This window comes from Micromonospora sp. NBC_00821, from assembly GCF_036347035.1.
GTDB classification, from domain to species: Bacteria; Actinomycetota; Actinomycetes; order Mycobacteriales; family Micromonosporaceae; genus Micromonospora; species Micromonospora hortensis.
The window spans coordinates 5,773,800-5,799,481 of sequence record NZ_CP108880.1 but is presented as its reverse complement, the minus strand read 5'-3'; the positions used below and the strand labels follow the sequence as shown (position 1 = coordinate 5,799,481).

Sequence of the window (25,682 nt, the reverse complement as noted above, 5' to 3'; positions counted from 1 at the left end):
CCCGCCCGTGCCGGGTAACCGCTCGCCGACCGGGGGCGGAGCGCGTGGTGGGGGTGGGGCTGGGTGCCGGAACAGGATCACGTACGCGTCGAACCGGCACCTGGGCCACCGCTGTTGGCGTCCCGGCTGACGCCGGCTGTGCCGCCGGAGCCGGTGGTCGCCCGGCCCCGCCTGCTGCGCCGGTTGGACGAGGGCAGCGCGGGACCGGTCACCCTGGTGGCCGCCCCCGCCGGCTGGGGCAAGACCACACTGCTCGCCTCCTGGATGCGGCTGGGCGGCGCGCCACCCGACGTGGAGCCGGGCACGGTACTGCCGGACTCCGGCGACCTGTCGGTCTCCCCGGCCGACGACCCGGTCTCGGCGTGGATGTCGGTGGAGGCCGGCGACGACTCCGACCGGCTCTGGGCGTACCTCGCGGCGGCGCTGCGCTCGGCGATCGGGTCGTCGGAGGGCGGCCCGGTGCCCGACCGGCCGCCGCGCCCCGACCAGCTGGAGGCGCTGGCCGCCACGCTCGCCGCCGCCGACCGGCCGGTCCTGCTGATCCTGGACGACCTGCACCGGGTCGCCGACCCCGCGGCGTTGACCGGCCTGGAGTTCCTGCTGCGGCACGCCGGGCGGCGGCTCCGTCTGGTGATCGGCGCGCGGGCCGGACTGCACCTGCCACTGCACCGACTCCGCCTCGCCGGCGAGCTGACCGAGATCGGCCCGGACGAGCTGGCGTTCACCGACGACGAGGTGGCCGACCTGCTCACCGCCCACGCCGCCGCGCTGCCGGCGACCGCCGTGCACCGGCTGCGGGAGCGCACCGGCGGCTGGCCGGCCGCGCTGCGCATCGCCGCCCTCGCGGTACGCGGTCAGGCCGACCCGGAACGCTGGGTGGGGCAGTTCGGCGGAGACCAACCGGAGATCGCCGGCTACCTGCGGGAGGAGGTGCTGGCGACGCTCGACCCGGCCGAGGAGGATCTGCTGCGCCGGACCGCCGTCGTCGACACCGTCTGCGCCGACCTGGCCGAGGCGCTGACCGGCCGCGCCGACGCCGGGCAGGTGCTGGCCGACCTGGCCGGGACCGGTGGTCTGCTGCACCGGGAGGACACCCGGCCGCCCTGGTACCGGTACGACTCCCTGCTCGCCGACCTGCTCCGCGCCGACCTCGCCCGGTTGCCCACCGAGGAGCTACGTGAGCTGCACGTCCGGGCCGCCGACTGGTACGCGGGTGACGGCCGGCCCGCCGACGCTCTGCGGCACGCCCTGGCCGCCGGCCGCTGGGACCTGGCCGGTGACCTGTTCGTCGCGCACTGGCCGGAGCTGACCCGCTACGACAGGGACCCGGTGCGCGCCCCGGCACCCACGCCGCCGCCAGCGGAGGTGATCCGCGCCGACCCGGAGGTGGCGTTGGCCTGTGCTGCCGAGCGCGCGTACGCCGGTGACCTGCCGGCCGCCACCGGTCACCTGCGGGCCGCCGCCGGGCACGCGGTGGGCCTGCCGGTGCCGCGTCGGGACCGGTTCCTGCGGTTGGTCACCGCGTTGGAGCTGACAGTGGCCCGGCTCGCCGACGACCGCACCGAGGTCCGGGCCGCCGCCGCTCGCCTACTGCGCACCCGCCCGGCGGAAGCCACGCCGACCCGGCTTCCGACCGGGGCGACCGGTTCCGCCCCGACGGCCGGTGGTGGCGGGGCCGCCGACGACCTGGACCTGCGGGCGTTCACGGGCACCGCGCTGGGGCTGGCCGAGTTGGCCGACGGGGCGCTGCCCACCGCCCGGTTCGTCCGGGCCCGGGCGGCCGCTCGGGAAGCCGGCCGGCCGCGTACCGAGCTGGTCGCCGCGAGCCGCGCCGCGCTGCTGCTCGCGGTGCGCGGCGAACTGCGGGCAGCCGAGCAGGCGGCCAGGGACGCGCTCGGCATGCCGCCCTGTCGGGGCTGGTCCTGTCGGCTCGACTGCGGCCACGCGTACCTGGCTCTCGCCGTGGTGGCACTGCTGCGCGACCAGCCCGAGGAGGCCACGGCGAACCTCGCCCTCGCCCTCCCGGCGCTCGACGTGACCGGCGGCTGGGCCGGCGACCCCGACGTGGACGGCGACTTGCTGTCCGCCGCCGACCAACCGGTGGCGGCGGCGGTGGCCGCGCTGTGCCGGGCCCAGCTACGCCACGACTCCGGTGACCCGGCGACCGGCCAGCGCCTGCTCGTCCGGGCCCGGGAGGCGCTGGCCGACCGGCCGTCCGCCGACGAGCTGGCCGCTCTGCTGCGGGCCGCCGAGGCCGAACTGCGGGCCGCGCGGGGCGACCTGGACTCCGCCCGCGACCTGCTGGCCGACGCCGCCGACGAGGGGGCCGAGCCGGTGCTCGCCGTGACGTTGGCGAAGGTGCAGCTGCGGGCCGGCGACGCCGCCACCGCCGAGCGGACCCTGCCGGACTGGCAGACGCCAGACGCCACTGCCTGGCCGCTACCGGTACGCCTGGACGCCGGTCTGCTTGACGCGGTGCTGGCCCAGCGCGCCGGGGACGGTCGTCGGGCGGGTCGGATCCTGGAGCAGACGCTGGACCTGGCCGGCCCGCAGGGCTGCCGTCGGGTCTTCACCCGCGCCGAACCGCAGGTGCGGGACCTGCTGGCAGCGCACCTGGACGCGGGCACCGCGCACTTCACTCTGGTCGGTGACCTGGTACGGGGCGCGGGACAGGGCGCCGTTGGGCCGGCCGCCGGGGCGAGGGGCGCGCTCGACGAGCCGCTCACCGAGCGGGAGCTGACCATCCTGCGCTACCTGCAGAGCATCCTGTCCAACGTGGAGATCGCCGGCGAGTTGTCCCTCTCGGTCAACACGGTGAAGACCCACGTCCGCAACATCTACCGCAAACTCGACGCGACCCGCCGGCGCGAGGCGGTCCGGCGGGCGCGCGAGTTGCGGCTGATCTGAGCGGGTCAGGCGTTGGCGGCGGCGTCCGCGGCCGTCAGCAGGTCGGGCAGGTCGTACCCGCCGTCGTGCCGGATGCCGTTGACGAACAGGGTCGGGGTGCCGTTCACCCCGCTGCGGATGCCGCCGACGAAGTCCCGGCGCACCCGGTCCGCGTGCGCACGGTTCTCCACCTCGGCGTTCAACTCGTCCGGCGGCAATCCGACCTGCTCGACGCCGAGCGAGAGGTGCACCGGGTCGAGCTGGTCCTGATGCTCGTAGAGCCAGTCGTGCATCTCCCAGAACCGGCCGCGAACCCCGGCGGCCTCGGCCGTCTCGGCGGCCCGTTCGGCGTACGGGTGCACGTTGGCGATCGGGAAGTAGCGGTAGACCAGCCGTACGGTGTCGGCCCGCTGCCGCAGCAACTCGTGCAGGTTCGGGTACGCGGCACCGCAGAACTGGCACTGGAAGTCGCCGTACTCGACGATGGTCACCGCCGCGTCGGCCGGCCCCCGGATGTGGTCGTCGGAGGTCACCGGGTCTCGAAGTCGGGCGGTGACCTGCAGTGGCGTGCTCATTCGGCCATCACCTTCCGGTCGGCGGCGAGTTGGTCCAGCGCGTCGAAGATGCCGTCGGCGCCGGGGTTGACGTCGGGCGGCGACAGGTAGCTCCAGGTCACCTTCCCGGTCGGGTCCAGCACCACGAGCGCGCGGGCCGCCTCACCGTTCGGCATGTACGCGCCGTAGCTGCGGGCCACCTCGCCCTTGGGCTCGAAATCGGCCAGCAGGGGGAACTCGATGCCCCGGCTCTCCGCGAACGCCCGGTGTGACCAGATGCCGTCCACCGACACCCCGAGGACCACCGCCTGGTACTGGGCGAACACGGGTGCCGCCGACTGGTAGAGCGACATCTGGTCACCGCAGACCGGGCTCCAGTCGGCGGGGTAGAAGGCGAGCACGACCGGCCGGCCACGGAACTGCTCGGGCCCCAGCAGAGCCCCGTCCGGGGTGGCCGGCAGGGTGAAACCGGGCGCGGTGCGCCCCGGTTGGATCAGCCCGTTCGGATCACTCATGCCACCAGCCTGCTCCCGGGGTGGGTGAGACGGGCTCACCCACCCCGGGTGGTTCCGCGCGCGTTCAGCGCCCGCTCAGCGCAGCACCGGGGCGACAGCGATGTGGTTCTGCACCTCCCGGATGCCCGGCGCGGACCAGGCCACCTGCTCGACCTCGGCCCGTTCGGGCATCGAATGCACCAACCCGGCGAGTATCGCGGTGTCGCCGTGCACCCGGACGCTGATCCGTTCGGCCTCGGTCGCTCCGGCCCGGGCGAGGGCGTCGACGATCCGGTCGGCCAGGTTGCGGGCGTCCGGCGCGGTGGCCGGTCGGACGGTGATGCCGTTGCTCACCCCGCGTACGCCGGTCAGCCGGGCCACCGCGCGTTCGGCGGCTCGACGTTGGTACTCCCACTCGACGTCGCCGTGCAGCGTCACCCAGCCGGCTGAGACGGTGACCTGGAGCTTCTCGATGGGCACGAACGCGTCCCACTCCAGCCCGTGGCTGGCCGCGGCGGCCAGGTCGCTGTCGGCGCGCTCGGTGCCGTTGGTGAGCTGTACGGCCACGTCGTTGGCGACCGCCCGGACCGAGGCGACCCGGTGGGTGGCCCGTTCGGCGGCCCACTTCTTGGCGTAGCTGTCCACGCGGCCGGTCAGGGTGACGACGCCCTCGGCGACGGTCACGCCGATCTCGTGCGGCTGCACCCGCGGTTCCCAGGTCAGCTCGTCGAGCACGGCGGACTGGATGTCCTGGTCGGTGCGGTTGATCTCCGCGATGGCCATCTGTCCCTCCTCCGCTGTTCCGATGGCGGACCGGGTGCTGGCCGCGGCCGGAGGTCCGCCGTGCTGCGATCCTGCCGCCGCCCCGGGTGAGCCGCCCTCGCCCGGACCGGGTGACGGCGCGGCCCGACCTGGGCGGGACGGGCGGGAACGGCTGACGAACATCGATGATGGGAGCGCTTCCAAAGCGAGCCAATTTCGGTTACGGTAATCGCGTTCCTCGATCGCGGGAGCCGTCGCGTCGGGTGGTGGAGCCAGGGCAGCTCCGCCCGTCCCGTCGTCGTGCTCACCCCGTCGTCGTTGCTCGTCCCCCGGGCCACGGCGTCACCCAGGCGATCGAACCCCGTCCCCCGGGGCTCCATCCCGAGAGGAACCGCAGATGCGGAGAAGTCTCGCCGGCACGATCGTGTCCGTGCTGGCCGCCGCCACAGCCGTCGTGGTGGTCCCGTTCACCGCCGCTGGGTCGGCCCCCACCCCGGCCGCCGCGGAGGCGTACACCTGGCGGAACGTCCCGGTGGGCGGTGGCGGCTTCGTACCCGGCATCGTCTTCAACCCCACCGAGAAGAACCTCATCTACGCGCGCACCGACATCGGCGGGGCGTACCGCTGGGAACAGACCAGCCAGTCCTGGACGCCGCTGCTCGACTGGGTCGGCGCCGACCGGTGGGGCTACAACGGCGTGGTCAGCATCGCCACCGACCCGGTCCAGACCAACCGGGTGTACGCAGCGGTCGGCATGTACACAAACGGCTGGGACCCGAACAACGGCGCGATCCTGCGCTCGACCGACAAGGGCGCCACCTGGCAGGCCACCGAGCTGCCGTTCAAGAACGGCGGCAACATGCCGGGCCGGGGAATGGGGGAGCGGCTCGCCGTCGACCCCAACCGGAACAGCGTCGTGTACTACGGCGCCGAGGGCGGCAACGGGCTCTGGCGCAGCACCGACCACGGCGTGACCTGGGCCCGCGTCGCCGCCTTCCCCAACGTCGGCAACTACCGGGCGGACCCCGGCGACCCGAACGGCTACAACGGGCAGAACCAGGGCCTGACCTGGGTCAGTTTCGACAAGAGCACCGGCACCGCCGGCTCCACCACGCAGACCATCTACGTGGGCGTGGCGGACAAGGAGAACCCGGCCTACCGCAGCACCGACGGCGGCGTCACCTGGGCGCGCATCCCCGGTCAGCCCACCGGCTACCTGGCCCACAAGGGGGTCGTCGACCCGGTCGGCGGTCACCTCTACATCGCCACCAGCGACACCGGCGGCCCGTACGACGGCGGCAAGGGCGACGTCTGGAAGTTCACCCGGTCGACCGGGGCCTGGACGCGGATCAGCCCGGTGCCCTCCACCAGCGCCGACGCCTACTTCGGCTACAGCGGGCTGACCATCGATCGGCTTCGCCCGAACACCCTGCTGGTGGCCACCCAGGTCTCCTGGTGGCCGGACGCCATCTTCTTCCGCAGCACCGACGGCGGGGCGACCTGGACGCGGATCTGGGAGTTCAGCAACTACCCGGAGAGGTCCCGCCGCTACACCATGGACATCAGTTCGGTGCCCTGGTTGACCTTCGGTCTCCACCCGGCACCTCCGGAGGACGCGCCCAAGCTCGGCTGGATGAACGAGTCGGTGGAGATCGACCCGCACGACTCCAACCGCATGATGTACGGCACCGGTGCCACCATCTACGGCACCACCGACCTGACCAAGTGGGACACCGGTGGTCAGTTCACCCTCCGGCCCATGGTCCGGGGGCTTGAGGAGACAGCCGTCCTCGACCTGATCAGCCCGCCGAGCGGCGCACCCCTGATCAGCGCGCTCGGCGACGTCGGCGGCTTCCGGCACACCGACCTGGACGCGATTCCGTCGATGCTGTTCACCCAGCCGGTGTTCACGACCACCACCAGCCTCGACTACGCCGAGAGCAAACCCGCGGTGCTGGTGCGCGCCGGCAACTTCACCGACGCCGACCGGCCCAACGACAGCCACGTCGCCTTCTCCACCGACGGCGGCGCCACCTGGTTCCAGGGCACCGAACCGTCCGGGGTCAACCTCGGCGGCACGGTAGCCGCAGCGGCCGACGGCAGCCGCTTCGTCTGGGCACCCGGTGACGCGGGCCAACGCGTCGTCCACTCGGTCGGTTTCGGCAACTCCTGGGCAGCGTCGACCGGCATCCCGGCGAACGCCACTATCGAGTCCGACCGGGTCGACCCCACCCGGTTCTACGGCTTCAGCGGCGGGCGTTTCTACCTGAGCACCGACGGCGGGGCCAGCTTCACCCCGACCGCGACGACCGGGCTGCCCACCACCGACGTGCGGTTCAAGGCGCTGCCGGGCCGGGCCGGCGAACTGTGGCTGGCGGGGCCGGGTGGTCTGTGGCGCTCCACCGACGCCGGCGCCAGCTTCACCAGGCTGGACGGCGTCAGCGCCTCCGGCAACGTCGGTTTCGGCAAGGCGGCACCTGGGCGGACCATCCCCGCGGTCTTCCTCTACGGCACCGTGAACGGTCAACCGGGCGTGCACCGTTCCGACGACGCCGGCGCGACCTGGGTACGCGTCAACGACGACCGCCACCAGTACGGCAATCCGACCGAGGCGCTGACCGGCGACCCGCGTGTCCACGGTCGGGTCTACCTCGGCACCAACGGTCGCGGCATCCTGGTCGCCGAGCGCAGCGGGGGCGAGCCCCCGACCACGCCGCCCCCGACCACGCCGCCCCCGACCACTCCGCCGCCCACCACTCCGCCGCCGTCCGCCGGCTGCGCGGCGACCTACCGGGTGACCGGCTCCTGGTCCGGCGGTTTCCAGGCCGAGCTGGTGGTCCGCAACGTCGGAAGCGCCCCCATCGCCGGCTGGACGCTGGGCTGGACCTTTACCGACGGCCAGCGGATCGACCAGCTCTGGAGCGGCACCCACACCCAGACCGGAGCCGCCGTGTCGGTCCGGGACACGGGCTGGAACGGCGCGCTCGCCGCCGGGGCCAGCACCACCGCCGGCTTCCTCGGCTCGTGGGCCGGTAGCAACACGTCCCCGGCCGTCATCACCTGCACGAGCCGCTGAGCGGGTGATCCGGGTCGGGACCCCGGATCACCACCAAGCACCGGTCCGCCGGGCCGCCTGAGGGGTCCGGCACCCGGCGGACCGGGTCCACCCCCCGGCGCCACGGCGGGCCCCGCTCGACCTGAAGTCGATCGGGGCCCGCTGTGGCGCTGACGTTCAGATGGCGGGGGAGTTGGGACGGTCGACGTCGACGAACTCCACGTCGTCGACCGCTTGGTCGTCCCGGCTGCCGGCGGCCCGCGCGGCGGAGCCGACGGCCCAGCCGACCGCCGCGCCGACGAGCGCGGCGCCGATCAGGAGCGTCCAGGGCAGTGCCGGCTGGCGGCCGGCGAGCGCGTCGAAGGCCAACGAGGCGCGGCGTCGCGCCTCGTCGGCGGCGGATCCCACCAGGTCACCCGCCCCGTCGGCGAGATCGCTGCTGTTCTGGCGGGCCGAGCGGGCGGTGTCCCGCACACTGTCTCCGGCGTAGCTGACGGCTGAGAGCAGGTGCTCCCAGGCCTGATCCGCGATCCGCTCCGGCTTGCTGCGACGGTCCAGCAGGTTGGTTCCGAACATCGTGGTTACCTCCTCGGGTGCCGAAGCCGCCGGCCACTTCGGACTTCGGCGTCTTTCCAGCGCGTCACGGTGTCGCCTACCCCGCAGTGCCCCGCGTCAGCCGGACGCAAACCCCGACCTCCGCGGAGCACCCGGTAACTCGGCGCTCCGGAACTCGGCGCGCCGCCGAATCAGCGCACCGCTGACACGGCGACACCTCGGGCGAAGTCGTCGTCATCGTCGTCATCGTCGCCTCCGCCACCGAAACCGCAGGCCAGGACGAGGGCGAGCAGAACACCGACGCCGGCCAGCCCGGCAAGTCGCTTGATCATCGAAGATCCTCTCCGTCGCGGGGTGTCCCGGCCGATGCTAGGGCGCGTGGGCAACCGGGGGCGCGGGTCGCGCCGGTCGGCGGTGGGCGACACGCCGACGGCACACGGGGCAGGCGTACGTCATGGGCCGGTTGTCGGGCGCGCCGGGCCGGGACCGCTACCCTGGTTCGGCGGCGGGCCGGTCACGACCGATCGCCGGTGCTCAGATAACGAAAAGTCTTGAGTAATCAGATACTGAAAAGTGCGGATATGGGTGGCTTTGTGGGCCCGGATCCGCGAATTGCTCATCCCGAGGGGTGGCGACCGAGGCCGTCGGAGGAATACTCTCGGTCGCGGCCCGCGTACTGATGAGGCGCCCGGGGGACGGGCGGGTGGAGGTGCTCGCGTGAGCCTGTCGATCGTGAAGTCGGTTCTGTCCGGTGGTGTCGTGGAGATCGCCCCACGGGGTGAGATCGACGTCGACACAGCGTACGAGGTGCGCGAAGCGATCGCAGAGGTGCTGGCCAAGGGCCGCCCTCTACGCATCGAACTCAACATGAGGTTGGTCACCTTCATCGACTCGGTCGGCATCAGCGCCATGGTCGCCGGCTTCCAGACAGCCGAGGTCAGCGACGTCAAGCTGGTGGTCACCGAGCCGAGCCGGTTCGTGCACCGGCAGCTCTGGGTGACCGGCCTGCTCGGCCTCTTCGGTGCCCCGGAGCCCTACTTCGCCGGCGCTGCCACCCCCGAGGTGCTGCCCGGCGCCTGAGCGCGCCGGGCTGCCCGTCGAGGGGGCAGCGGTCGCGCTGCTCGACGTGGCCGACCCGGCGCGTCAGGGCTGCTCGTCCAGGCCGGTCAGGTCGACGTCGGTCGCCTCGGTGACCGCTCGGACGGCCGTCACCGACGCGTACCCGGCGGCCAGCAACGCCACGTCCGTGCCCGGCTGTGCGGCCTGCCCCGGCTCCTCCAGCGAGGTACGGACGAACCCGTGGCCGGATTCGGCCACCGTCATCTGTACCTGACCGAAGCTGGCCAGGGTGCCGCGCCGCACCCCGCGCAGTTGCCCGTGCGGCAGGTCCGGGGTGTTCACGTTGAGCACGCTCTCCAGGGGCGCGGAGGTCAAGCGGGGGAGCAGGTCCAGGGCCACCCGCGCGGCGGTGCCCCAGTGCCGCTCGGCGTCGCGTACCCGGGCTGCGGCGTCCACGGCGGCGCCACCGCTCGCGGCCGTCGCCTCACCGGCGGAGAGCACGTCCAGGGAGACCGCCATCGCCCGGCAGCCGTTGGTGGCGGCGGTGAACGCGGCACCCACCGTCCCGGAGTGCAGCACCGCCCGGCCGGCGTTGGCGCCCCGGTTGACCCCGGAGAGCACCACCGACGGCGGCGGGCCGAACGCCCCGTGCAGGGCGATCAGCGTGATGAAGCCCGGTGACCCGGCGACCCCGTACGCCGGCACGCCCGCCAGGTCCGGCAGCGGATGGTCGTTCACGACGACTCGCCCGTCGCGCTCCATGGCGCTCATCGCGGCGCTGGTGCCGCTCGCCTCCTCCATCGGCGCGGCCACCACGACGTCCAGGCCCCGCTGCCGGGCGGCCCAGGCCAGCGCCTGGATGCCCGGCGCCGCGATCCCATCGTCGTTGGTGATCAACACCCGCAGTGTCATCGCTCGACCACCCGGCCGGCCAGCTCGTCCGGGGTGGTCCGCTCCTGTTGCCGGCTGTCCGCCGGCACCAGCCGGACCCGGTCCACCAGGCCGGTGATCGAGTCCAGCCGTCCGGTGCCCAGGCCATGCCGGGTCACGTTCAGTGCGCCGGCGGCGGCGCCGGTGCGGATGGCGGTCCGAATGTCCCCGCCCCTGGCCACGACGGCCGCCACTCCGGCCGTCATCGAGTCGCCCGCGCCGCGCGGGTCGGCGGCCTCCAGCCGGGGCATCTCGACCTGGAACAGCTCCCCCTCGATGAGCGCCAACGCCGGCTGGTCGGCGCGGCTCACCACCACCGTCTCGGCGCCGCCCGCGTGCAGCTCGTACATGGCCCGGGTCAGCTCCTCGGTGTCGTCGCTGCGGGCGCGGCCGTCGCGGATCAACTCCTCGTGACTCACCTTGAGGAAGAACACACCGCTCTCCAGCACCGAAGCGAGGTGATCGCCGGAGAGGTCGACCACCACCCGGCCGCCGTTCGCGCCGAGGTCGGCGGCGAAGCGTCGATACAGGTCGGCCGGTACGAGCCACGGTTCGTTCGGCCCACTGAGGATGCTCACCGAGGCCTGCAGGCCCTCGCCGAGGGCGAGGTTGTACAGCTCGTCGATCTCGTGCCGGCTCAGCGGCTGCCCAGGCACGTCGGCGATCTCCTGCCGGGAGCCGTCGCGGCGATCGTGCACGTACCCGCCGCTGCCCGAGTCACGGACCACCACCTTGAGGTCCACGCCCTCACTGACCAGCAGTGGCTCCAGCACCTGGCCGATCTCCCCGCCGAGGGCGGCGCAGAGCACCACGTCGACTCCGAGGGAGATCACCATCCGGGCCTGCCAGACGCCCTGCCCGCCAGGGTGCAGGTGCAGCTCGGGGTGGTCGTTGGGCTGGTCCACGGTCACCGTCAGCTGTGGAGTGGGCGCGAAGACCATCACGTGCCCACTCATCGGTCGTCGCCGTTCATGCTGGCCGCCCTCCGGCATCTTCGGGGAAGATTTCGCACTAACCGACCTTAATGGCGCAGGTGGTGGCAGGTCGTCGCATCGGCCGGGTCCGGCGCGGCGCCGAGGGCCCGGGGGCGTTGCCAGCCAGACATCGGTACGGGACGATCGAGCGACAAACGACGGCGGGAGACGGTGTGCGCAGCAGCGATACCTTCAGCTACACCGTCCAGGCCCGGTGCTCACCCGCCGAGGCGGCAGCGTTGCTCAGCGACCTGACCCGGCAGGGCGAGCTGCACCCGCTGATCGTCCGGGTCCGCCGGGTGCCGCCCCGGCCTGGCGCCCAGGCCAGCTACACGATCAACGACCGGTTGGCGGCCGGTCCGCTGCGCTTCCGGACCACCTACCACGCGGACGTGCTGATCAGCGAGGCCGACGAGATCGTCATGGTGGCCCGCCAGTGGCCGGCCACCACAGTGCGCAACCACACCCGGCTACGCGCCGAGCCGGACGGCCTGGTCCGCATCGACGTGGAGATCACCCTGACCGCGCCGACGCCGCTGTTCCGCTACGCGTTCCGCCAGGCCCAGGCCGCTCACCTAGCCCTAGCCACCCGGCTGGGCGCGGCCCTCGACCGCACCGGCACCCCGCCAAACCCGACCTGACCCGCGCCGCGTCGCCCCGCCCGCCGCCCCGCCGCCCCGCTGCGTCGATCTTGCAGTTTCGGTTGTCTATATCGGCGTAATGCCCCATATGTCGGGACAGTAAGTGCAAGATCGCGGAGCAGGGCAGATCGCTTGCGCTTGGTGCGACGTGCTCAGCGGGGGGTGGCGTCTAGATCGTGGTTGCTGCGCGATCACGGCTCGTGCGGGCCGGCCGGGTGGCGGGACGCCGGCCCCAGGGCTTGTAGGTGGACAGCACCGTCGCGATGATCATCAGGCTGGTCGACACCGCCGGCGCGATGACCAGGTCGGCGCGATCCCGGGCAGGCAGAGCTGCGCCGACCGCTCCGGCGTGGCGCAGGTTCGGGGTGAGCAGGAACAGCACCAGCCCGACCATCACAGTGGTGAGCACGAGCTTGACCAGCACCCAGCGGTGGCGCAGCAGGCCCCACGGGGTGAGCAGCGAGCTGGCGACCCCGATCAGCCAGACCAGGACGCTCAGCGGCGCGAACAGCACAGTGCCGACCAGGGCCGTGACCGGATAGACCACAGCCGGGTCGGCGCCCCGCTGGACGGCGATGCCGAGGGTGAGCAGCACCAGGTCGGCGCCGAGCCAGCCGAGCGAGGTGACGAGATGCAGGGTGAGCAGCGCCTTGCGGGTGGTGGGTCGGATCCGAGGCATACCGCGATGCTTCCCGCCGACCGCTGCCGGGTCGTCCGACGATCGACGACATCACGGGTACGCCCGGCGACGTAGCCCCGCCCCGGACACACGTGATGCCTGTGAGCCACCGGATGACTCACAGGCATCACGACGCGTGGGTCAGTAGACCGACAGGTGTACGTGGTTGGTGTGGTCGGTCGACGGGGTGCCCTGCGCCCCGCTGTACGACTTCCACCCGCTGCTGGGCAGCCAGATCTGCCTGTACCAGATCACGTAGAGCACGGCGAGCCGGTCGGCGTTGCGGATGAAGTACGCCGCCAGGTTGTTGCCGTACGTCTTGTCGCCGCCGGTGGCGTTCCCGCCGAAGCCGCCCTTCTGCGCCGCGAAGTCGCAGGCCCGGCCCTTCGGGTGTTCGCCGGAGCCGCTGGGGCGGTGGCACGAGACGTAGCGGGTGAATCCGGCGGCCTTGGCCTGGTTGAGCGCGTGCAGGGTGCGCGGGGTGATGCAGCCGTTGGCCGGCGTGGGGTCGTTGACGCTGCACGACTCGGAGGGCCAGGAGCCGTCGGAGTTGCGCGGTGCGGCCTTCGCGTTGGCGCTGGAGGTGCCCCGGTTGGAGCCGCCGTCGGCGGTGGTCTGCGGTTTGGGTGTGGTGGCCACTGTCAGGGCCCGTTCGGCCTGCTCCTTGCGCTTGGCCATCACCGCGACCTGCTTGCGTTGTTCGTTGATCTCGCCGTCCAGGGCGACCCGGGTGCGGTTGGCCTTGTCCTTGCTGTCCAGCAGGTCGCGCAGCACCCGGTCCTCGTTGGCCGCCACCGCGTCCAGCGCGGCCGCCCGGTCCATGAAGCCTTCCGGAGTGTTGCTGTTGAGCAGCGCCGACATCGCACCGAGCCGGCCGGTGCGGTACGCCACCTCGGCGATCTCGCCGACCTTGCCGTTGCGCTGGTCGATCTCACCCTCGATGGTCGTCAGCTGGGTGGCGAGTTGCTTCTGCCGTTGCACCGAGGTGTCCAGGGCGCGCTTCGCGTCCAGGTAGCCCTTGCTGGCCGCCTCGAGTTGGGCCCGCAACGCCGGGGTGCCGCCCTCCTCGTCGGAGTCGGGTGCGGCGGCCCGCAGGCCGGTCGGGGGAGCGGCCGAGGCGGTGCCGGCCGGAAGCGCGACGCCGAGGGCGAACATCGCGACGATCAGGGCCGCCAGTCGGGCGGCGGGTGGTCGTGCTGGTGCCACTGCGCATGTCCTTCCGTCAGCCGCCGACCGGGTTAGCTGACGGGTTCGGGACGGAAGATCCCTACCGCTGACGCGGATACACCCCAGGAACATGGTTCCCCGGTTCGCCCAGTTGGGCGATTAGGCGGCGACCGCCACCGGCGCCGGGAGGGCGCCGCCTGGTGGAGGCCGGGACCGAGCCTACCGGTGCGGGTGGGGCCGCTGCAGCCGATGTGACGGACGGTGCGTGCGTCACCACGGAAAATTACGGATCCGTCACCATTCGATGGAGCCACAGGCTCCAGAAGCGGCGCCGGGCTCAATCTGCAACGTCGCGTGCTCGATGCGGAAGTCGTCGTGCAGGGCCGTACGCGCCGCGGTGAGCACCGCGCCGACCTCCGCGCCGGGTGCCATGGTCAGGTGGGCGGAGGCCACCTCCATGCCCGAGGTGAGCGTCCAGACGTGCAGGTCGTGCACCTCGACGACACCGGGAACGGCGGCGAGCCGGTCGTGCACGGCGGTCACCTGGAGGTGCTCCGGGGCGGCCTGCACCAGGATGCGGATGGCGGCGCGGGCCAGCCGCCAGGTGCGCGGCAGGATGAAAACGCCGATGGCGACCGCGACCAGGGGGTCGGCCCACCACCAGTCGGTGACGGTGATGAGCAGCGCCGCGCCGATGACGCCGAGCGAGCCGAGCAGGTCACCGAGCACCTCCAGGTAGGCGCCCTGGAGGTTGATGCTCTCGCGGGCCCCGGCGCGCAGCAGCGCGAAGGCGGCGATGTTCGCGAGTAGGCCGAGCACGGCCACCGCGAGCATCGGGCCGGCGATGACCTGGTGCGGGTCGCCGAAACGGCGGATCGCCTCGATCACCACGTAGATCGCGACGCCGGAGAGTAGGACGGCGTTGGCCAGCGCGGCGAGCACCTCGAGCCGGTAGAGCCCGAAGGTGCGCTGCGGGTCGCCGGTCGCCCGCCGGGTCGCCGTGATGGCGGCGAGCGCCATCCCGATGCCGAGCACGTCGGTGAACATGTGCCCGGCGTCGGAGAGCAGGGCGAGCGAGCCGGTGTGCAGGGCGGCCACCGCCTCGACCACCATCAGGGTGGCGAGCAACCCGAACGCCGCCCAGAGTCGACCTCGGTGCTGGTGTGCGGCATTGGCGACGGACCCATGGTGGTGGTCATGACCTGCGCCCACGAGAACCACCTTCCGCCGCTGGTCGGGACCCGGTCAAATGTATGCTCACATCGCTATGTGTGCAAGTGTACGGGCAGCGCCGTCCGCTGGTGGCGCTCCGCACACGTCAGCCGGTCGGGTCGATGGTGGTGAGACGCTGGGTGGCCCGGGAAAGCGCCACGTACAGGGTGCGCACCCCGGCACCCGGATCTGCCCGGATCTCGCTCGGGGCGACCAGCACCACCCCGTCGTACTCCATGCCCTTGGCCTCCAGGCTGGTCACCACCTGCAACCTCGGCGCGCCGAGCGCGCCCAGCCACCCGGCGACCTCGTCCCGGCGGGGGACCGGCGTGATCACCCCGACCGTGCCCTCCACCTCGGCCAGCAGGCCGGCGGCGGCCTCCACCGTCGCGGTCTCCAACCCCGTCGCGGGCACCACCAGCTCCACCGGCTCGACCCCGGTGGAGCGGACGGCGGTCGGCAGCGGCAGGTCCGGGTAGAGCCGACGGATCTCCGCCGCCGCCACCGCGAAGATCTCCGCCGAGTTGCGGTAGTTGGTGGTGAGCGTGAAGTCGTGTCGCTTGCGCCGGCCCAGCGCCTGGTCGCGGGCCCGGTCCAGCTCCTCCGGATCGCCGGTCCACGCGGTCTGCGCGGGGTCGCCCACCACGGTCCAGGAGGCCAGTCGGCCGCGTCGACCGATCATCCGCCACTGCATCGGCGAGACGTCCTGCGCCTCGTCCACCACCACGTGCGCGTACTCCCGGTAGTCCTCCGGGCGTTCCCGGGCCGCCGCGCGGGCGGCCCGCTGCCGTTCGCCGAGCGTGCTCAGCTCACGGACGCCGCCGGCGAGCTGGAACGGATCGCGTCGCGCGCGGGCCGGCTGCGCGGGCTTACCGAGCAACGCGTCCAACTCGTCAAGCAGCGCCACGTCGGCGATGGTCAGCCCGGCCGAGTCCAGGTTCCGGTACGCGGCGTTGAGCAGCCGGATCTCCGCCGAGGAGAGGATCCCCCCGGCGTACCGGCGCAGCCGGTCCGGCTGCGCCAGCCAGCCGAGCACGTGCCGGGGGTGCAGCCGAGGCCACCACGCCTTGAGGAACTCCCGGAACTCCGACCGTTCGGCGATCTCCGCCTCGAAGGCCGGTTGCTCCGGCAGCCGACCGCTGCTCAGCTCACGGGCCTGCGCCCAGAGCGCGGCGAACACCCCGTCGAAACCGGCCCGGCGCACCTCGTTGCGTCGTGCGCCGCGTTGCAGCGCGCGATCCCGGATTCGGTCCAGCGCGGCCCGGTCCAACCGCAGCAGCGTGCCGCGGTAGAGCAGCCGCAGCTCACCCGGGCCGCCCGGCACCGCGTCGCGGGCCGCCCGCTCCAACACCCGGCGCATCCGCAGCGAGCCCTTCACCGCCGCCACCTCGGGCGGGTCGGGGCGGGTGGCAGTCATCCCCGGGAAGAGGGTGCCCAGCGAGTGCAGGGTCGCGGTGTCCTCACCGAGCGACGGCAGCACGGAACCGATGTACTCGACGAAGACCGACGACGGGCCGACCACCAGGATGCCGCCGCCGGCGTAGCGGCTGCGGTCGGAGTACAGCAGGAACGCGGCCCGGTGCAGGGCGACAGCGGTCTTGCCCGTGCCGGGGCCGCCCGCGACGATCGTCACGCCGGAACCGGGCGAGCGGATCGCCTCGTCCTGCTCCCGCTGGATGGTCGCCACGATGTCGCGCATGCCCCGGCCGGTGGCCTTGGACAGGGTGGCCAGCAACGCGCCGTCACCGACGACAGTCATCCCCTCCGGGGCGGCCGTCGGGTCCAGCAGGTCGTCCTCGATCCGGGTGACCCGCTCGGCGCGGGACTGGATGGTGCGGCGCCGCACCACGTCCAGCGGCTGTGCCGGGGTGGCCTGGTAGAAGGCGGCTGCGGCCGGCGCGCGCCAGTCGACGACGAGCGTGACAGCGTTCTCGTCGCGGATCCCCAGTCGCCCGACGTGCAGCACCTGACGGTCGCGCAGGTCCAGCCGACCGAAGACCAGCCCCTCGTGCTCGGCGTCCAGGGTGTGTCGCCGCTGCGCCGCGTGGAAGACCATCGCGTCGCGCTCGACCAGGGCGCCGTGCGTGCCCACCCGAGCCATCCGGTAGCCGTCACGCTCGGCGCGGACGGCCGACTGCCGCAGTTCGGCCAGTCGGGCGTACACCCGGTCGAGGTGTCGTTGCTCGACGGCGATCTCCTGCTCCAGGCCGGTCTGGTCGGTCAACGCACGCTCCTTCAGAGGTCGCCGGCAGGCGGCGGGAACCGCGCGGGCCAACCGAGAAGAGTACGGCCCTGGGCCCGACCCGCCGCGCCCGAGGTGCGCGAACGTGCTCAGGCACCCGCCTCGGCGGGGGCCGTGCCACGGTGAGTCGGCGGCGGTGCGCCACGGTGAGTCGGCGGCGATTCGGCGAGCACCCGTCGCAGCACGCCGCCGAGCGCGGCGTTGACCTCGTCCGGACGCTCCATCATCAGCATGTGCCCGGCACCCGGGCAGACGGTCAGCTCGGTGGCCGGCAGGGCCGCCGCGATCGACTCGGCGCACGGCGGTGGGGTCAGCCGGTCCCGGTCGCCGACCAGGGCGGCGGCCGGCAGGTGGGCCAACGCGGCGAGGGTGTCCAGTCGGTGCTGGGTGCCGATGGAGGCGCGGAACCCGCCGATCGAGCGCAGCGAGGCCCGAGCCACCGCCGACGTCACCAGGCGGATGTCGGCCGGCTCGCAGCGGTCACCGAAGAGCATCCACCGGATGCTCGGTTGCAGCGCGTTCAGCAGCGCCCGGGGCGCACGCCACGAGCCACACCGGGCCAGCACCCCGGCGCCGGTCGTCTCGGCCAACCGGATCAACCGGGCGATCCGCGGCGAGAGCCCGTAGACGGTGTGCGTGTGGCCCTCGGCGGTGGTCGAGACGAAGACCAGGCCGGCGGTACGGGCGGCGAAGTGCGCGGGGTGGCGGTGCGCGTACTCCATGATCGTCATGCCGCCCATCGAGTGCCCGACCAGCACCACCGGGCCGGTCGGCGCGACCGCGTCGATCACCGCGGCCAGGTCGTCACCCAACTGGGCGACTGTGGCCGTGGGCAGCGCCATGCAACTCGACCGACCGTGCCCCCGTGCGTCGTAGGCGACCACCCGCACCGCATCGCCGAACGGCGGTGCCGTGAGCGCGTCGACCTGCCGGTGCCAGGCACGCCCGTCCAGCGTCCAGCCGTGCAGCAGGATGGCGGTGACCTGGGCGTCCGTTGGACCCGTCGCCTCGACGTTGAGCCGTACGCCGTCCGGCAGACCGACCTCGAACCGCTCCGGCATCGCCACACCTCCCCAGGGCCGCCCAGTACCACCAGCACCTCCGATACCCGGCGGTAACACCGGCTACCCGCCATGACACCACGCCAATCGCGCCGTGCCGAAGATTCCCGACCTCGCCCGTGCCGGACGGCGGCGGGCCAAGCTGGACGGCATGGGGTCGTCGGGAGCGCCCATGGGTGCGACGTCGGGGCAGGGGCGGCAGGCCGGCGGCACACCCCGCGCCGCGCTGGCCGACCTGCTCGCCGGCAATCGGCGGTTCGTCAGCGGCCAGCCGGTGCACGGACACGACGTTACGGCCGCCGCCGCGGCCTCCGGCGACCAGCAGCCGTACGCGGTGGTGCTGGGCTGCATCGACTCCCGGGTGCCGCTGGAGGCGATCTTCGACCAGACCTTCGGCGCGATCTGCGTGATCCGTACCGGTGGGCACGTGCTCGATCGCGCGGTCTGCGGCTCGATCGAGTACGTGGTCGGCCAGCTCGGCGTACCGCTGGTGATGGTCCTCGGCCACGAGCGGTGCGGCGCGGTGCAGGCCACTGTGGAAGCGCTGCGCACCGGGCAGCGTCCCGGTGGGTCGCTGGCGCACCTGGTGGACGAGATCGCCCCGGCGGTCACCGAGGCGGGGCTGCACGATCCGGCGGTGCAGCCGCTGGCGATCCGCCGGCACGTCCGGCGCACGGTGCGCACCCTGCGCGAGGACTACCTACTGGCCGGGCCGGTGGCCGCCGGTCGGGTGGCAGTGGTCGGCGGCCTCTACGACCTGGCCACCGGCGAGGTCGCCCTGCTCGATCCAGGCTGACCTGCCGCCGGACATGCGGAACCGCCCGCCGGGAAGTCCCAGCGGGCGGTTTCGTTGGTGCGGTGGGGGAGGGCTCAGCCCTCGAAGACGCCGGCCGCGACCAGGCGCTTCTCGGTGGCCTCCCAGCCGTCACCCGGGTGGGTGACAGCCAGGTTGTTGATCTCCGCCCGGATCTTGGCGGCGTGGCCGGCGGCGGCCAGAACGCGGATCTCCTCGACGAAGGCGTCGGAGTCCGTGCGCAGGTGCGCGGTCTTGCCGTTGGTCAGGTTCCGCACGTAGGCGTGCTTGCCGCCGTTGAGCGGGATGAGGTACTTGAACTCGCCCAGCACGCTGAGGGCGCCACCCTGGCCAGCCTGGCCGGCCCGGACGGACGCGCGCGCGGTCTTAGAGGTGTTGCTCGCCACGGAGGTACTCCTTGCAAGACGTACGGGAGGACTGGACGTCCGGGGGCTGTGTGCGGGTCGTACGTGACTCGACCCGCGAAGGTGTAACGCGGCATAAGCCGCCGGTGGAACTGTACAGGACCACGACATCATGCTGGTCGTCGCGGTGTCCTGAGAGGCAACGGCGACCACCCGTCCGGCTATTCCACCCGGCGTTTTTTCCGATTCCCTGGCGCACCACGCGTCACAGGAGTCATCATGTGTTGCAGCAGCCACCTGGGTGGACGAGGTCGTAGGGGAAGACGCACCTCGCTCTCCCGGGAGGTCACCGTGCCAACGCGTGGCGTCGTATACGTCCATTCGACCCCGCTCGCCGTGTGCTCACACGTCGAGTGGGCGATCGCGCGCGTCCTAGCCGCGCCGGTCAACCTGCAGTGGACGGCTCAGCCCGTCGACCCCGGCGCACGCCGGGCCGAGTGCGGGTGGACCGGTCGTCCGGGGACGGGCGCCGAGCTGGCTGTTGCCCTCCGGCAGTGGCCCATGATCCGTTTCGAGGTCACCGAGGAGCCGAGTCCCGGTGCCGACGGTGAGCGGTTCATGTACGTGCCCGCCCGTGGCCTGTTCCGGGCAACTGTCGGCGTGGCCGGCGACATCCAGCTCGGCGAGGACCGCCTTCGGGCGCTGATGGCGGCCTCCCGGGCCCCTGAGGCGCTGGCGCACGCCCTCGACAAGGCGCTCGGCACCGCGTGGGACGCTGACCTGGAGCCCTACCGGTACGCCGGCGACGGCGCCCCGGTGACCTTGCTCACTCGGGTCGGCTGACCCGGTCGGCGGGCCGCTGGCCGTGGGCCGTCGCACCGGTGACGACCGGTAAGGTCAAGTTGCCCCGATAAGGGAGAAGCTGGTGGGATGGGCGGCGTGTCGAATCGCCCGTGGCGCGCCAGTGTCGCTGTCGCCGCCCTGACCGCCCTGCTCGTCTCCGGCTGCTCAGGTGACCCGGAGCGCCCCACGCCGACGCCCAGCCCGGTCGCCACGTCCGCGGGCCCGAGCGTCCCGGCGGCGCCGCCGGCCAGCGACCCCGCCGGCCGCGCCGCCGCGCTGGTGGCGACGCTGTCCGACGAAGATCTGGTCGGCCAGGTGCTGATGCCGTACGCCTACGGCGACTCGGCGACGAAGGTCTCCGCCGGCTCGGCGGCCGGTAACCAGGCCCTCGCCGGGGTGGACACCCCCGCCGACATGATCGCCAAGTACCGACTGGGTGGTCTGATCCTGGTCGGCTTCAGCGCCGACGACCCGACAAAGGGCAACCAGGAAACCACCAACGTCGACAACCCCAAGCAGGTCCACGAACTCACCACCGGGCTGCGGACCGCCGCCGGTCGGCTCGCCGCCGGTTCGGCGCCGCTGCTCATCGGCACCGACCAGGAGTACGGCGTCGTCACCCGCGTGACCGACGGGGTCACAGTGCTGCCCAGCGCCCTCGCGGCCGGCGCGGCCGGTGACCCGAAGCTCACCGAGGCCGCCTGGCGGGCCGCCGGCGCCGAGTTGGCCGCGATGGGCATCAACATCGACTTCGCTCCGGTGGCCGACGTGCTGGCCACCCGCAGCGCCGTGATCGGCTCCCGGTCGTACGGCGCCGACCCGAAGCAGGCCGCGGCGCAGGTGGGCGGCGCGGTCCGTGGGCTCCAGGCGGTCGGGGTCGCGGCCACCCTGAAGCACTTCCCCGGGCACGGCCACAGCGCCGACGACTCGCACAAGGACCTTCCGGTGCTGACCCAGTCCGCCGCGGCGTTGCGGAGCGGCGCGTGGCCGCCGTTCACCGCCGGGATGGACGCGGGCGCGATGGCGGTGATGTCCGGTCACCTGGACGCGCGCACGATCGACCCGGGGACCCCGGCGACGTTCTCGCACAAGCTGCTCACCGATGTCCTGCGCGGCCAACTCGGCTTCAAGGGCGTGGTGATCACCGACGGGATGAACATGCCGCCCGCGATGCGCTGGGCTCCCGGCGAGGCGGCGGTCCGGGCGCTCAACGCCGGTAACGACCTCATCCTGATGACCCCGAACGTCGGTCAGGCGTACGACGGGCTGCTCGCCGCGCTGCGCGGCGGATCGCTGCCCCGGACCCGGCTGGTCGAGGCGGTCACCCGGGTGCTGACCATGAAGTTCAAGCTCGCGGAGTTGCCGGCGGCGCAGATGTCCACGCTCAACACCCCGGCGCACCGGGCGGCGGCCGACGCGCTGGCCGCCGCCGCCGTCACGGTGCTGCGCGGCGCCTGCGGCAAGGCGGTACGCGGGCCGGTCACCGTCACCTCGTCCGGCGGTCGGGACGGCACCCGGGCCGCGCTCACCGCCGCGTTGACCGCCGCCGGGGTGCAGGTCAAGCCCAGCGGCGGCACCATCGTGCACCTGGTGGGATACGGCGACGGCGCCAAGGACCTGAGTCCCGACGCGGCGATCACCGTCGCCATGGACACGCCGTACGTGCTGGGCGACGCGAAGTCACCGACGCTGTTGGCCACGTACTCCTCCAGCCGTGCCTCGATGACCGCCCTGGCCGCCGTGCTCGCCGGCAAGGCCCGGCCGGGTGGCCGGTCCCCGGTGGCCGTTCCCGGACTGCCCGCGACGACCTGTGGCACCTGACCGACCGGACGCCGGCGGCTTCGCGCCCACCTCACTCGCTCTTCGCGAGCCCTCGCACCGCGAGCCGGTACGCCGGCAGCACGTCCGCCCGCTCGGTGATCAGCCCCTCGCTGACAGTGAAGACCAGCGTCTGCCCTGCGGACTGGACGGCCAGCGCCCAGTTCCGCGACTCCTCCTCGGTCAGCGGACTGGTGGCGAGCCAGGTCGTCTCGGTGGCGTCGAAGCCGCCGGCGCGGAGGTCGCGGAACTGTTGACCGGCGACTGTCTCGCCGGCCCCGGCGGCGAAACTCTCCAGCGCGGCGCGCGGCGTGACGGTCGGCGAGTCCGCCGCCCAGATCCGCAGGAATCCGCCGCCGGCCGAGCGGCCGTCCACCTCGCAGCGCACGGTGCTGCCGCCGCGCTTGGTGAGCGCCTCGCCGACCTGTTCGGCCAGCTCACCCTTGGGAGGCTCGATCGCCTTCGCCGCCCACCCATCGGCCAGCGGAAACGTCACCGGTACCGGGCAGGGGGAACTGGTGCCGCCGGGCGAGGCCGGGGTCGTCTCGTCGTACCAGGGCTCGCCAGTGGCCTGTGGGGCCGGGCCGCCGGCCGCGGGCCCGGCGGGAGCGGCAGCGTCGTCGCCGCAGCCGGCCAGCAGGCCGAGGGTGAGCGCCGTCGACACGGCGACCAGGGTGCGAGTGTCCATCGTGGTGATCCCCGTCAGTCGATCTTCAGTCGGCCCATCTAAGCCGTGCGGTCTCTCGACGTCAATCGGGATCGTGGGCCCGCGCGACGGAAATCCGGTCGCCCCCGCGCCGGTCGGTCTGACAGCCTCAGCCCATGGGAGCGGCAGCAGGATTCCGGCACGAGCAACGGGCGGACGGCACTGTGGTGATCACCCACCACGGCCGGGTCGCCGGCACGCTGCGCGGCGCTCGGGCCGCGGAGTTCCTGGCCGAGGTCGACGACGACCCGCAGTTGGTGATGGCCCGCTGGACCGGCAACTACCGCCACGGCAACGAGCGCACCGCGAAGCAGCACCCCCGCAACCGAGGCTGAACGACGAAAGGGCTCCTCCTCTCGACGAGGAGGGGCCCTTTCGCGGGATCTCAGGGGCGGGCGAAGACCAGCGCCACGTTGTGGCCGCCGAAGCCGAACGCGTTGTTCAACGCGGCCGGGATCTCCATGTGGCGGGCCTTGTGCGCGGCGACATCCAGGGTGAGGCCTGGCTCCGGGTCGTCGAGGTTGATCGTCGGAGGGACGACACTGTCGCGGATCGCCAGGATGGTGGCGATCGACTCCAGCGCACCGGCAGCACCGAGCAGGTGACCGGTCATCGACTTCGTCGCGGACAGCACCGGGTGGTCGCCGAGCGCCTTGTGCAGCCCACCGATCTCCAGCATGTCCCCGACCGGAGTCGAGGTGGCGTGCGCGTTGACGTGCACGATGTCCCGCTTGGCCACGTCCGCGTCGGCGATCGCCTTGGCGATGGCCCGGATGGCGCCCTCGCCCTCGGCGTGCGGCTGCACGATGTCGTACGCGTCGGAGGTGATGCCGGCGCCGGCGAGGCGCGCGTACACCCGGGCGCCCCGGGCCGCGGCGTGCTCGGCCCGCTCCAGCACCACGATGCCGGCGCCCTCGCCGAGGACGAAGCCGTCCCGGCCCCGGTCCCACGGGCGGGAGGCCCGCTCCGGGTCGTCGTTGCGGGTGGACATGGCCCGCATCGAGCTGAAGCCGGCGATCGGCAGGGGGTGGATGACCGCCTCGGTGCCGCCGGCCACCACCACGTCGGCCCGGCCGGAGCGGATGATGTCAAGGCCGAGGGCGATCGCCTCGGCGCCGGTGGCGCAGGCGCTGGCCACCGAGTGCACGCCGGCCTTGGCGCCCAGCTCCAGCCCGACCCAGGCGGCCGGACCGTTCGGCATCAGCATCGGGATGGTGTGCGGGGAGACCCGCCGTGGCCCGGACGCCTCCAGGATGTCGTCCTGGGCGAGCAGGGTGGTGGCACCGCCGATGCCGGAGCCGACGCTGACGGCCAACCGCTCCCCGTCAAGGTCGGAACCGGCGAGGCCGGCGTCCGCCCAGGCCTGCTGCGCCGCGATGATCGCGATCGCCTCGGAACGATCCAGGCGGCGCAGGCGGACCCGGTCCAGCACCTCGGACGGCTCCACGGCCAGTTGGGCGGCGATCCGGACCGGCAGTTGCTCGGCCCACTCCTGGGTGAGGGCACTCACCCCGGAGCGGCCGGCGAGCATGGCGTCCCAGGTCGACGCGACGTCCCCGCCAAGCGGGGTCGTCGCGCCGAGCCCGGTGACGACGACGTCTGGACGACTCATGATCAGGACTGCGCCGCGATGTAGCTGACAGCGTCGCCGACGGTCTTGAGGTTCTGCACCTCGTTGTCCGGGATCTTGACGCCGAACTTCTCCTCGGCCGCGACAACGACCTCAACCATGGAGAGCGAGTCGACGTCGAGGTCGTCGGTGAAGGACTTCCCCTCGGCCACGTCGTCCGGGTTCACCCCGGCAACCTCTTCGAGGATCTCGGCGAGGCCGGTGGTGATCTCGTCACGGGTCATTGCGGTTGGTTCCTTTCATCGGGGTTCTCCGGCGGTCGGCGTCGCCGACCGCCACTCCTGGACGCGTACGCGCCCGAGGGGGTCATCAGGGGCAGCGGACGACCTGACCGGCGTAGGTCAGGCCACCGCCGAAGCCGAACAGCAGCACCGGTGCGCCCGAGGGCACCTCCCGGCGCTCGACCAGCTTGGACAGGGCCAGCGGCACGCTCGCCGCGGAGGTGTTGCCGGACTCGACGATGTCCTTCGCGATGATCGCGTCGGGGATGTTGAGCCGCTTGGCGATGCCGTCGATGATCCTGGCGTTGGCCTGGTGCGGCACGAACGCGGCCAGCTCCGACGGGTCGACCCCGGCCCGCTCGCAGGCCTGCAGCGCGAGCGGCGCGATAGCGGTGGTGGCCCAGCGGAACACCGCCTGCCCCTCCTGCTGGATGTACGGGCGCCAACCCTCGATGCGGACCGCGTCGCTCTTGTCCGGCACCGAACCCCAGACGACTGGGCCGATCCCGGTCGGCTCGTCGTCGGCGGTGGCGGAGACCACGGCGGCACCGGCGCCGTCCGCGAAGATGATGCAGGTGGAACGGTCGGTCCAGTCGGTGAAGTCCGACAGCTTCTCCGCGCCGATGACGATCGCGTTGCGCGACGCCCCGGCCCGGATGGCGTGGTCGACGGTGCCCAGCGCGTACGCGAAGCCCGAGCAGGCGGTGTTGAGGTCGAACGCGCCGGGGGCGGTGATGCCCAGCTTGGCGGCGACCCGGCAGGCCACGTTGGGGCTGCGATCGATGGAGGAGCAGGTGGCGACCACTACCAGGTCGATGTCGGCGGCGGTCAGGCCCGAGTTGGCCAGCGCCTTGCCGGCAGCCGCGGCGGCCATGTCGGCGACCGTCTCAGTGTCGGCGATCCGCCGGCTGACGATGCCGACCCGGTCGCGAATCCACTCGTCGTTGGTGTCGACGAGCTGGGCGATGTCGTCGTTGGTCACCACCCGGGAGGGCTGGTAGTGCCCCATCGAGACGATGCGACTGCCAGTCATGA

General features: G+C 72.9%; 25 protein-coding genes and 1 riboswitch. Of the genes, 8 read left to right on the top strand and 17 right to left on the bottom strand.

Annotation, left to right across the window (positions count from 1 at the left end; all coding sequences use genetic code 11):
• The first annotated feature begins 63 nt into the window (after positions 1–63).
• Positions 64–2,907 (top strand): LuxR C-terminal-related transcriptional regulator, encoded by a 2,844-nt coding sequence (locus OHB44_RS26330; protein ID WP_330438526.1) that lies wholly within the window; start codon positions 64–66, stop codon positions 2,905–2,907.
• Positions 2,908–2,912: 5 nt separating this feature from the next.
• Here OHB44_RS26330 and OHB44_RS26325 read toward each other — a convergent pair whose 3' ends face one another.
• The 3 genes from OHB44_RS26325 to OHB44_RS26315 all read right to left on the bottom strand — a co-directional run bounded on the left by OHB44_RS26325 (position 2,913) and on the right by OHB44_RS26315 (position 4,717).
• Positions 2,913–3,461: a DsbA family protein gene (locus OHB44_RS26325; RefSeq protein ID WP_238687198.1), complete on the bottom strand. Its 549-nt coding sequence runs from the start codon at positions 3,459–3,461 to the stop codon at positions 2,913–2,915.
• The gene (locus OHB44_RS26320) at positions 3,458–3,955 is read right to left on the bottom strand and encodes a redoxin domain-containing protein (protein ID WP_266304765.1); all 498 of its coding nucleotides are present in this window, start codon (positions 3,953–3,955) and stop codon (positions 3,458–3,460) included. The genes OHB44_RS26325 and OHB44_RS26320 overlap by 4 nt, the downstream gene beginning before the upstream one ends.
• A 75-nt stretch (positions 3,956–4,030) precedes the next feature.
• Positions 4,031–4,717, bottom strand: coding sequence for a BON domain-containing protein (locus tag OHB44_RS26315; RefSeq protein ID WP_238687200.1), 687 nt, complete (start codon positions 4,715–4,717; stop codon positions 4,031–4,033).
• Between the two features lie 376 nt (positions 4,718–5,093).
• Between OHB44_RS26315 and OHB44_RS26310 the strand changes: the two genes are divergently transcribed.
• Positions 5,094–7,772 carry a cellulose binding domain-containing protein gene (locus tag OHB44_RS26310; RefSeq protein WP_330438525.1) on the top strand — a complete coding sequence of 893 codons (2,679 nt, stop codon included), beginning with the start codon at positions 5,094–5,096 and terminating at the stop codon, positions 7,770–7,772.
• Positions 7,773–7,928: 156 nt separating this feature from the next.
• Here OHB44_RS26310 and OHB44_RS26305 read toward each other — a convergent pair whose 3' ends face one another.
• Positions 7,929–8,327, bottom strand: a complete 399-nt coding sequence (locus OHB44_RS26305; protein ID WP_238687202.1) for a hypothetical protein — start codon at positions 8,325–8,327, stop codon at positions 7,929–7,931.
• A gap of 170 nt (positions 8,328–8,497) precedes the next feature.
• Positions 8,498–8,638 carry a hypothetical protein gene (locus OHB44_RS26300; protein WP_167457621.1) on the bottom strand — a complete coding sequence of 47 codons (141 nt, stop codon included), beginning with the start codon at positions 8,636–8,638 and terminating at the stop codon, positions 8,498–8,500.
• A 385-nt stretch (positions 8,639–9,023) separates the two neighbouring features.
• Here OHB44_RS26300 and OHB44_RS26295 point away from each other — a divergent pair, with 385 nt between their 5' ends.
• The gene (locus OHB44_RS26295; RefSeq protein WP_030330302.1) at positions 9,024–9,386 is read left to right on the top strand and encodes an STAS domain-containing protein; all 363 of its coding nucleotides are present in this window, start codon (positions 9,024–9,026) and stop codon (positions 9,384–9,386) included.
• 63 nt (positions 9,387–9,449) lie between these two features.
• Here the strand turns inward: OHB44_RS26295 and surE are convergent, their stop codons facing one another.
• The gene (gene surE, locus OHB44_RS26290) at positions 9,450–10,277 is read right to left on the bottom strand and encodes a 5'/3'-nucleotidase SurE (RefSeq protein WP_238687203.1); all 828 of its coding nucleotides are present in this window, start codon (positions 10,275–10,277) and stop codon (positions 9,450–9,452) included.
• Complete coding sequence (locus OHB44_RS26285; RefSeq protein ID WP_266304767.1) at positions 10,274–11,251, bottom strand: 1-phosphofructokinase family hexose kinase; 978 nt, start codon at positions 11,249–11,251, stop codon at positions 10,274–10,276. Before OHB44_RS26285 ends, surE begins: the two co-directional genes overlap by 4 nt.
• 191 nt (positions 11,252–11,442) lie before the next feature.
• Here OHB44_RS26285 and OHB44_RS26280 point away from each other — a divergent pair, with 191 nt between their 5' ends.
• Entirely contained in the window at positions 11,443–11,910 is a 468-nt protein-coding gene (locus OHB44_RS26280) for an SRPBCC family protein (RefSeq protein ID WP_238687205.1), read from the top strand.
• Positions 11,911–12,079: 169 nt separating this feature from the next.
• Here the strand turns inward: OHB44_RS26280 and OHB44_RS26275 are convergent, their stop codons facing one another.
• From OHB44_RS26275 to OHB44_RS26255, 5 genes are all read right to left on the bottom strand, one after another.
• Complete coding sequence (locus OHB44_RS26275) at positions 12,080–12,589, bottom strand: hypothetical protein (RefSeq protein WP_266304768.1); 510 nt, start codon at positions 12,587–12,589, stop codon at positions 12,080–12,082.
• A gap of 141 nt (positions 12,590–12,730) precedes the next feature.
• Complete coding sequence (locus OHB44_RS26270; RefSeq protein WP_372488418.1) at positions 12,731–13,795, bottom strand: coiled-coil domain-containing protein; 1,065 nt, start codon at positions 13,793–13,795, stop codon at positions 12,731–12,733.
• A 5-nt stretch (positions 13,796–13,800) separates the two neighbouring features.
• A riboswitch (cyclic di-AMP (ydaO/yuaA leader) is annotated at positions 13,801–13,932 on the bottom strand.
• Positions 13,933–14,050: 118 nt separating this feature from the next.
• Positions 14,051–14,968 (bottom strand): cation diffusion facilitator family transporter, encoded by a 918-nt coding sequence (locus OHB44_RS26265; RefSeq protein ID WP_112582575.1) that lies wholly within the window; start codon positions 14,966–14,968, stop codon positions 14,051–14,053.
• Positions 14,969–15,074: 106 nt separating this feature from the next.
• Positions 15,075–17,192 carry a HelD family protein gene (locus OHB44_RS26260; RefSeq protein WP_238687207.1) on the bottom strand — a complete coding sequence of 706 codons (2,118 nt, stop codon included), beginning with the start codon at positions 17,190–17,192 and terminating at the stop codon, positions 15,075–15,077.
• 107 nt (positions 17,193–17,299) lie between these two features.
• Complete coding sequence (locus OHB44_RS26255; RefSeq protein ID WP_238687208.1) at positions 17,300–18,271, bottom strand: alpha/beta fold hydrolase; 972 nt, start codon at positions 18,269–18,271, stop codon at positions 17,300–17,302.
• A gap of 94 nt (positions 18,272–18,365) precedes the next feature.
• Here OHB44_RS26255 and OHB44_RS26250 point away from each other — a divergent pair, with 94 nt between their 5' ends.
• Positions 18,366–19,067 carry a carbonic anhydrase gene (locus OHB44_RS26250; RefSeq protein ID WP_442932628.1) on the top strand — a complete coding sequence of 234 codons (702 nt, stop codon included), beginning with the start codon at positions 18,366–18,368 and terminating at the stop codon, positions 19,065–19,067.
• A gap of 74 nt (positions 19,068–19,141) precedes the next feature.
• Here OHB44_RS26250 and OHB44_RS26245 read toward each other — a convergent pair whose 3' ends face one another.
• Positions 19,142–19,471, bottom strand: a complete 330-nt coding sequence (locus OHB44_RS26245) for a hypothetical protein (RefSeq protein WP_238687209.1) — start codon at positions 19,469–19,471, stop codon at positions 19,142–19,144.
• A 309-nt stretch (positions 19,472–19,780) separates the two neighbouring features.
• Between OHB44_RS26245 and OHB44_RS26240 the strand changes: the two genes are divergently transcribed.
• Together OHB44_RS26240 and OHB44_RS26235 are read left to right on the top strand one after the other, a co-directional pair.
• Positions 19,781–20,272 (top strand): DUF3145 domain-containing protein, encoded by a 492-nt coding sequence (locus OHB44_RS26240; RefSeq protein WP_030488755.1) that lies wholly within the window; start codon positions 19,781–19,783, stop codon positions 20,270–20,272.
• An 87-nt stretch (positions 20,273–20,359) separates the two neighbouring features.
• Positions 20,360–22,093 carry a glycoside hydrolase family 3 protein gene (locus OHB44_RS26235; RefSeq protein WP_266304772.1) on the top strand — a complete coding sequence of 578 codons (1,734 nt, stop codon included), beginning with the start codon at positions 20,360–20,362 and terminating at the stop codon, positions 22,091–22,093.
• Between the two features lie 31 nt (positions 22,094–22,124).
• On the opposite strand, the gene OHB44_RS26230 is transcribed toward OHB44_RS26235, so the two are convergent.
• Positions 22,125–22,778 (bottom strand): lipoprotein, encoded by a 654-nt coding sequence (locus tag OHB44_RS26230; protein ID WP_330438524.1) that lies wholly within the window; start codon positions 22,776–22,778, stop codon positions 22,125–22,127.
• 134 nt (positions 22,779–22,912) lie between these two features.
• Here OHB44_RS26230 and OHB44_RS26225 point away from each other — a divergent pair, with 134 nt between their 5' ends.
• Positions 22,913–23,131 (top strand): hypothetical protein, encoded by a 219-nt coding sequence (locus OHB44_RS26225; RefSeq protein WP_238687213.1) that lies wholly within the window; start codon positions 22,913–22,915, stop codon positions 23,129–23,131.
• A gap of 50 nt (positions 23,132–23,181) precedes the next feature.
• Here OHB44_RS26225 and fabF read toward each other — a convergent pair whose 3' ends face one another.
• The 3 genes from fabF to OHB44_RS26210 all read right to left on the bottom strand — a co-directional run bounded on the left by fabF (position 23,182) and on the right by OHB44_RS26210 (position 25,680).
• A complete protein-coding gene (gene fabF, locus OHB44_RS26220; RefSeq protein WP_124855678.1) occupies positions 23,182–24,408 on the bottom strand; it encodes a beta-ketoacyl-ACP synthase II in 1,227 nt (408 codons plus the stop codon).
• A gap of 2 nt (positions 24,409–24,410) precedes the next feature.
• The gene (locus OHB44_RS26215) at positions 24,411–24,650 is read right to left on the bottom strand and encodes an acyl carrier protein (protein ID WP_030330276.1); all 240 of its coding nucleotides are present in this window, start codon (positions 24,648–24,650) and stop codon (positions 24,411–24,413) included.
• Positions 24,651–24,735: 85 nt separating this feature from the next.
• Positions 24,736–25,680, bottom strand: a complete 945-nt coding sequence (locus OHB44_RS26210; RefSeq protein WP_238687214.1) for a beta-ketoacyl-ACP synthase III — start codon at positions 25,678–25,680, stop codon at positions 24,736–24,738.
• Positions 25,681–25,682: the final 2 nt, after the last annotated feature.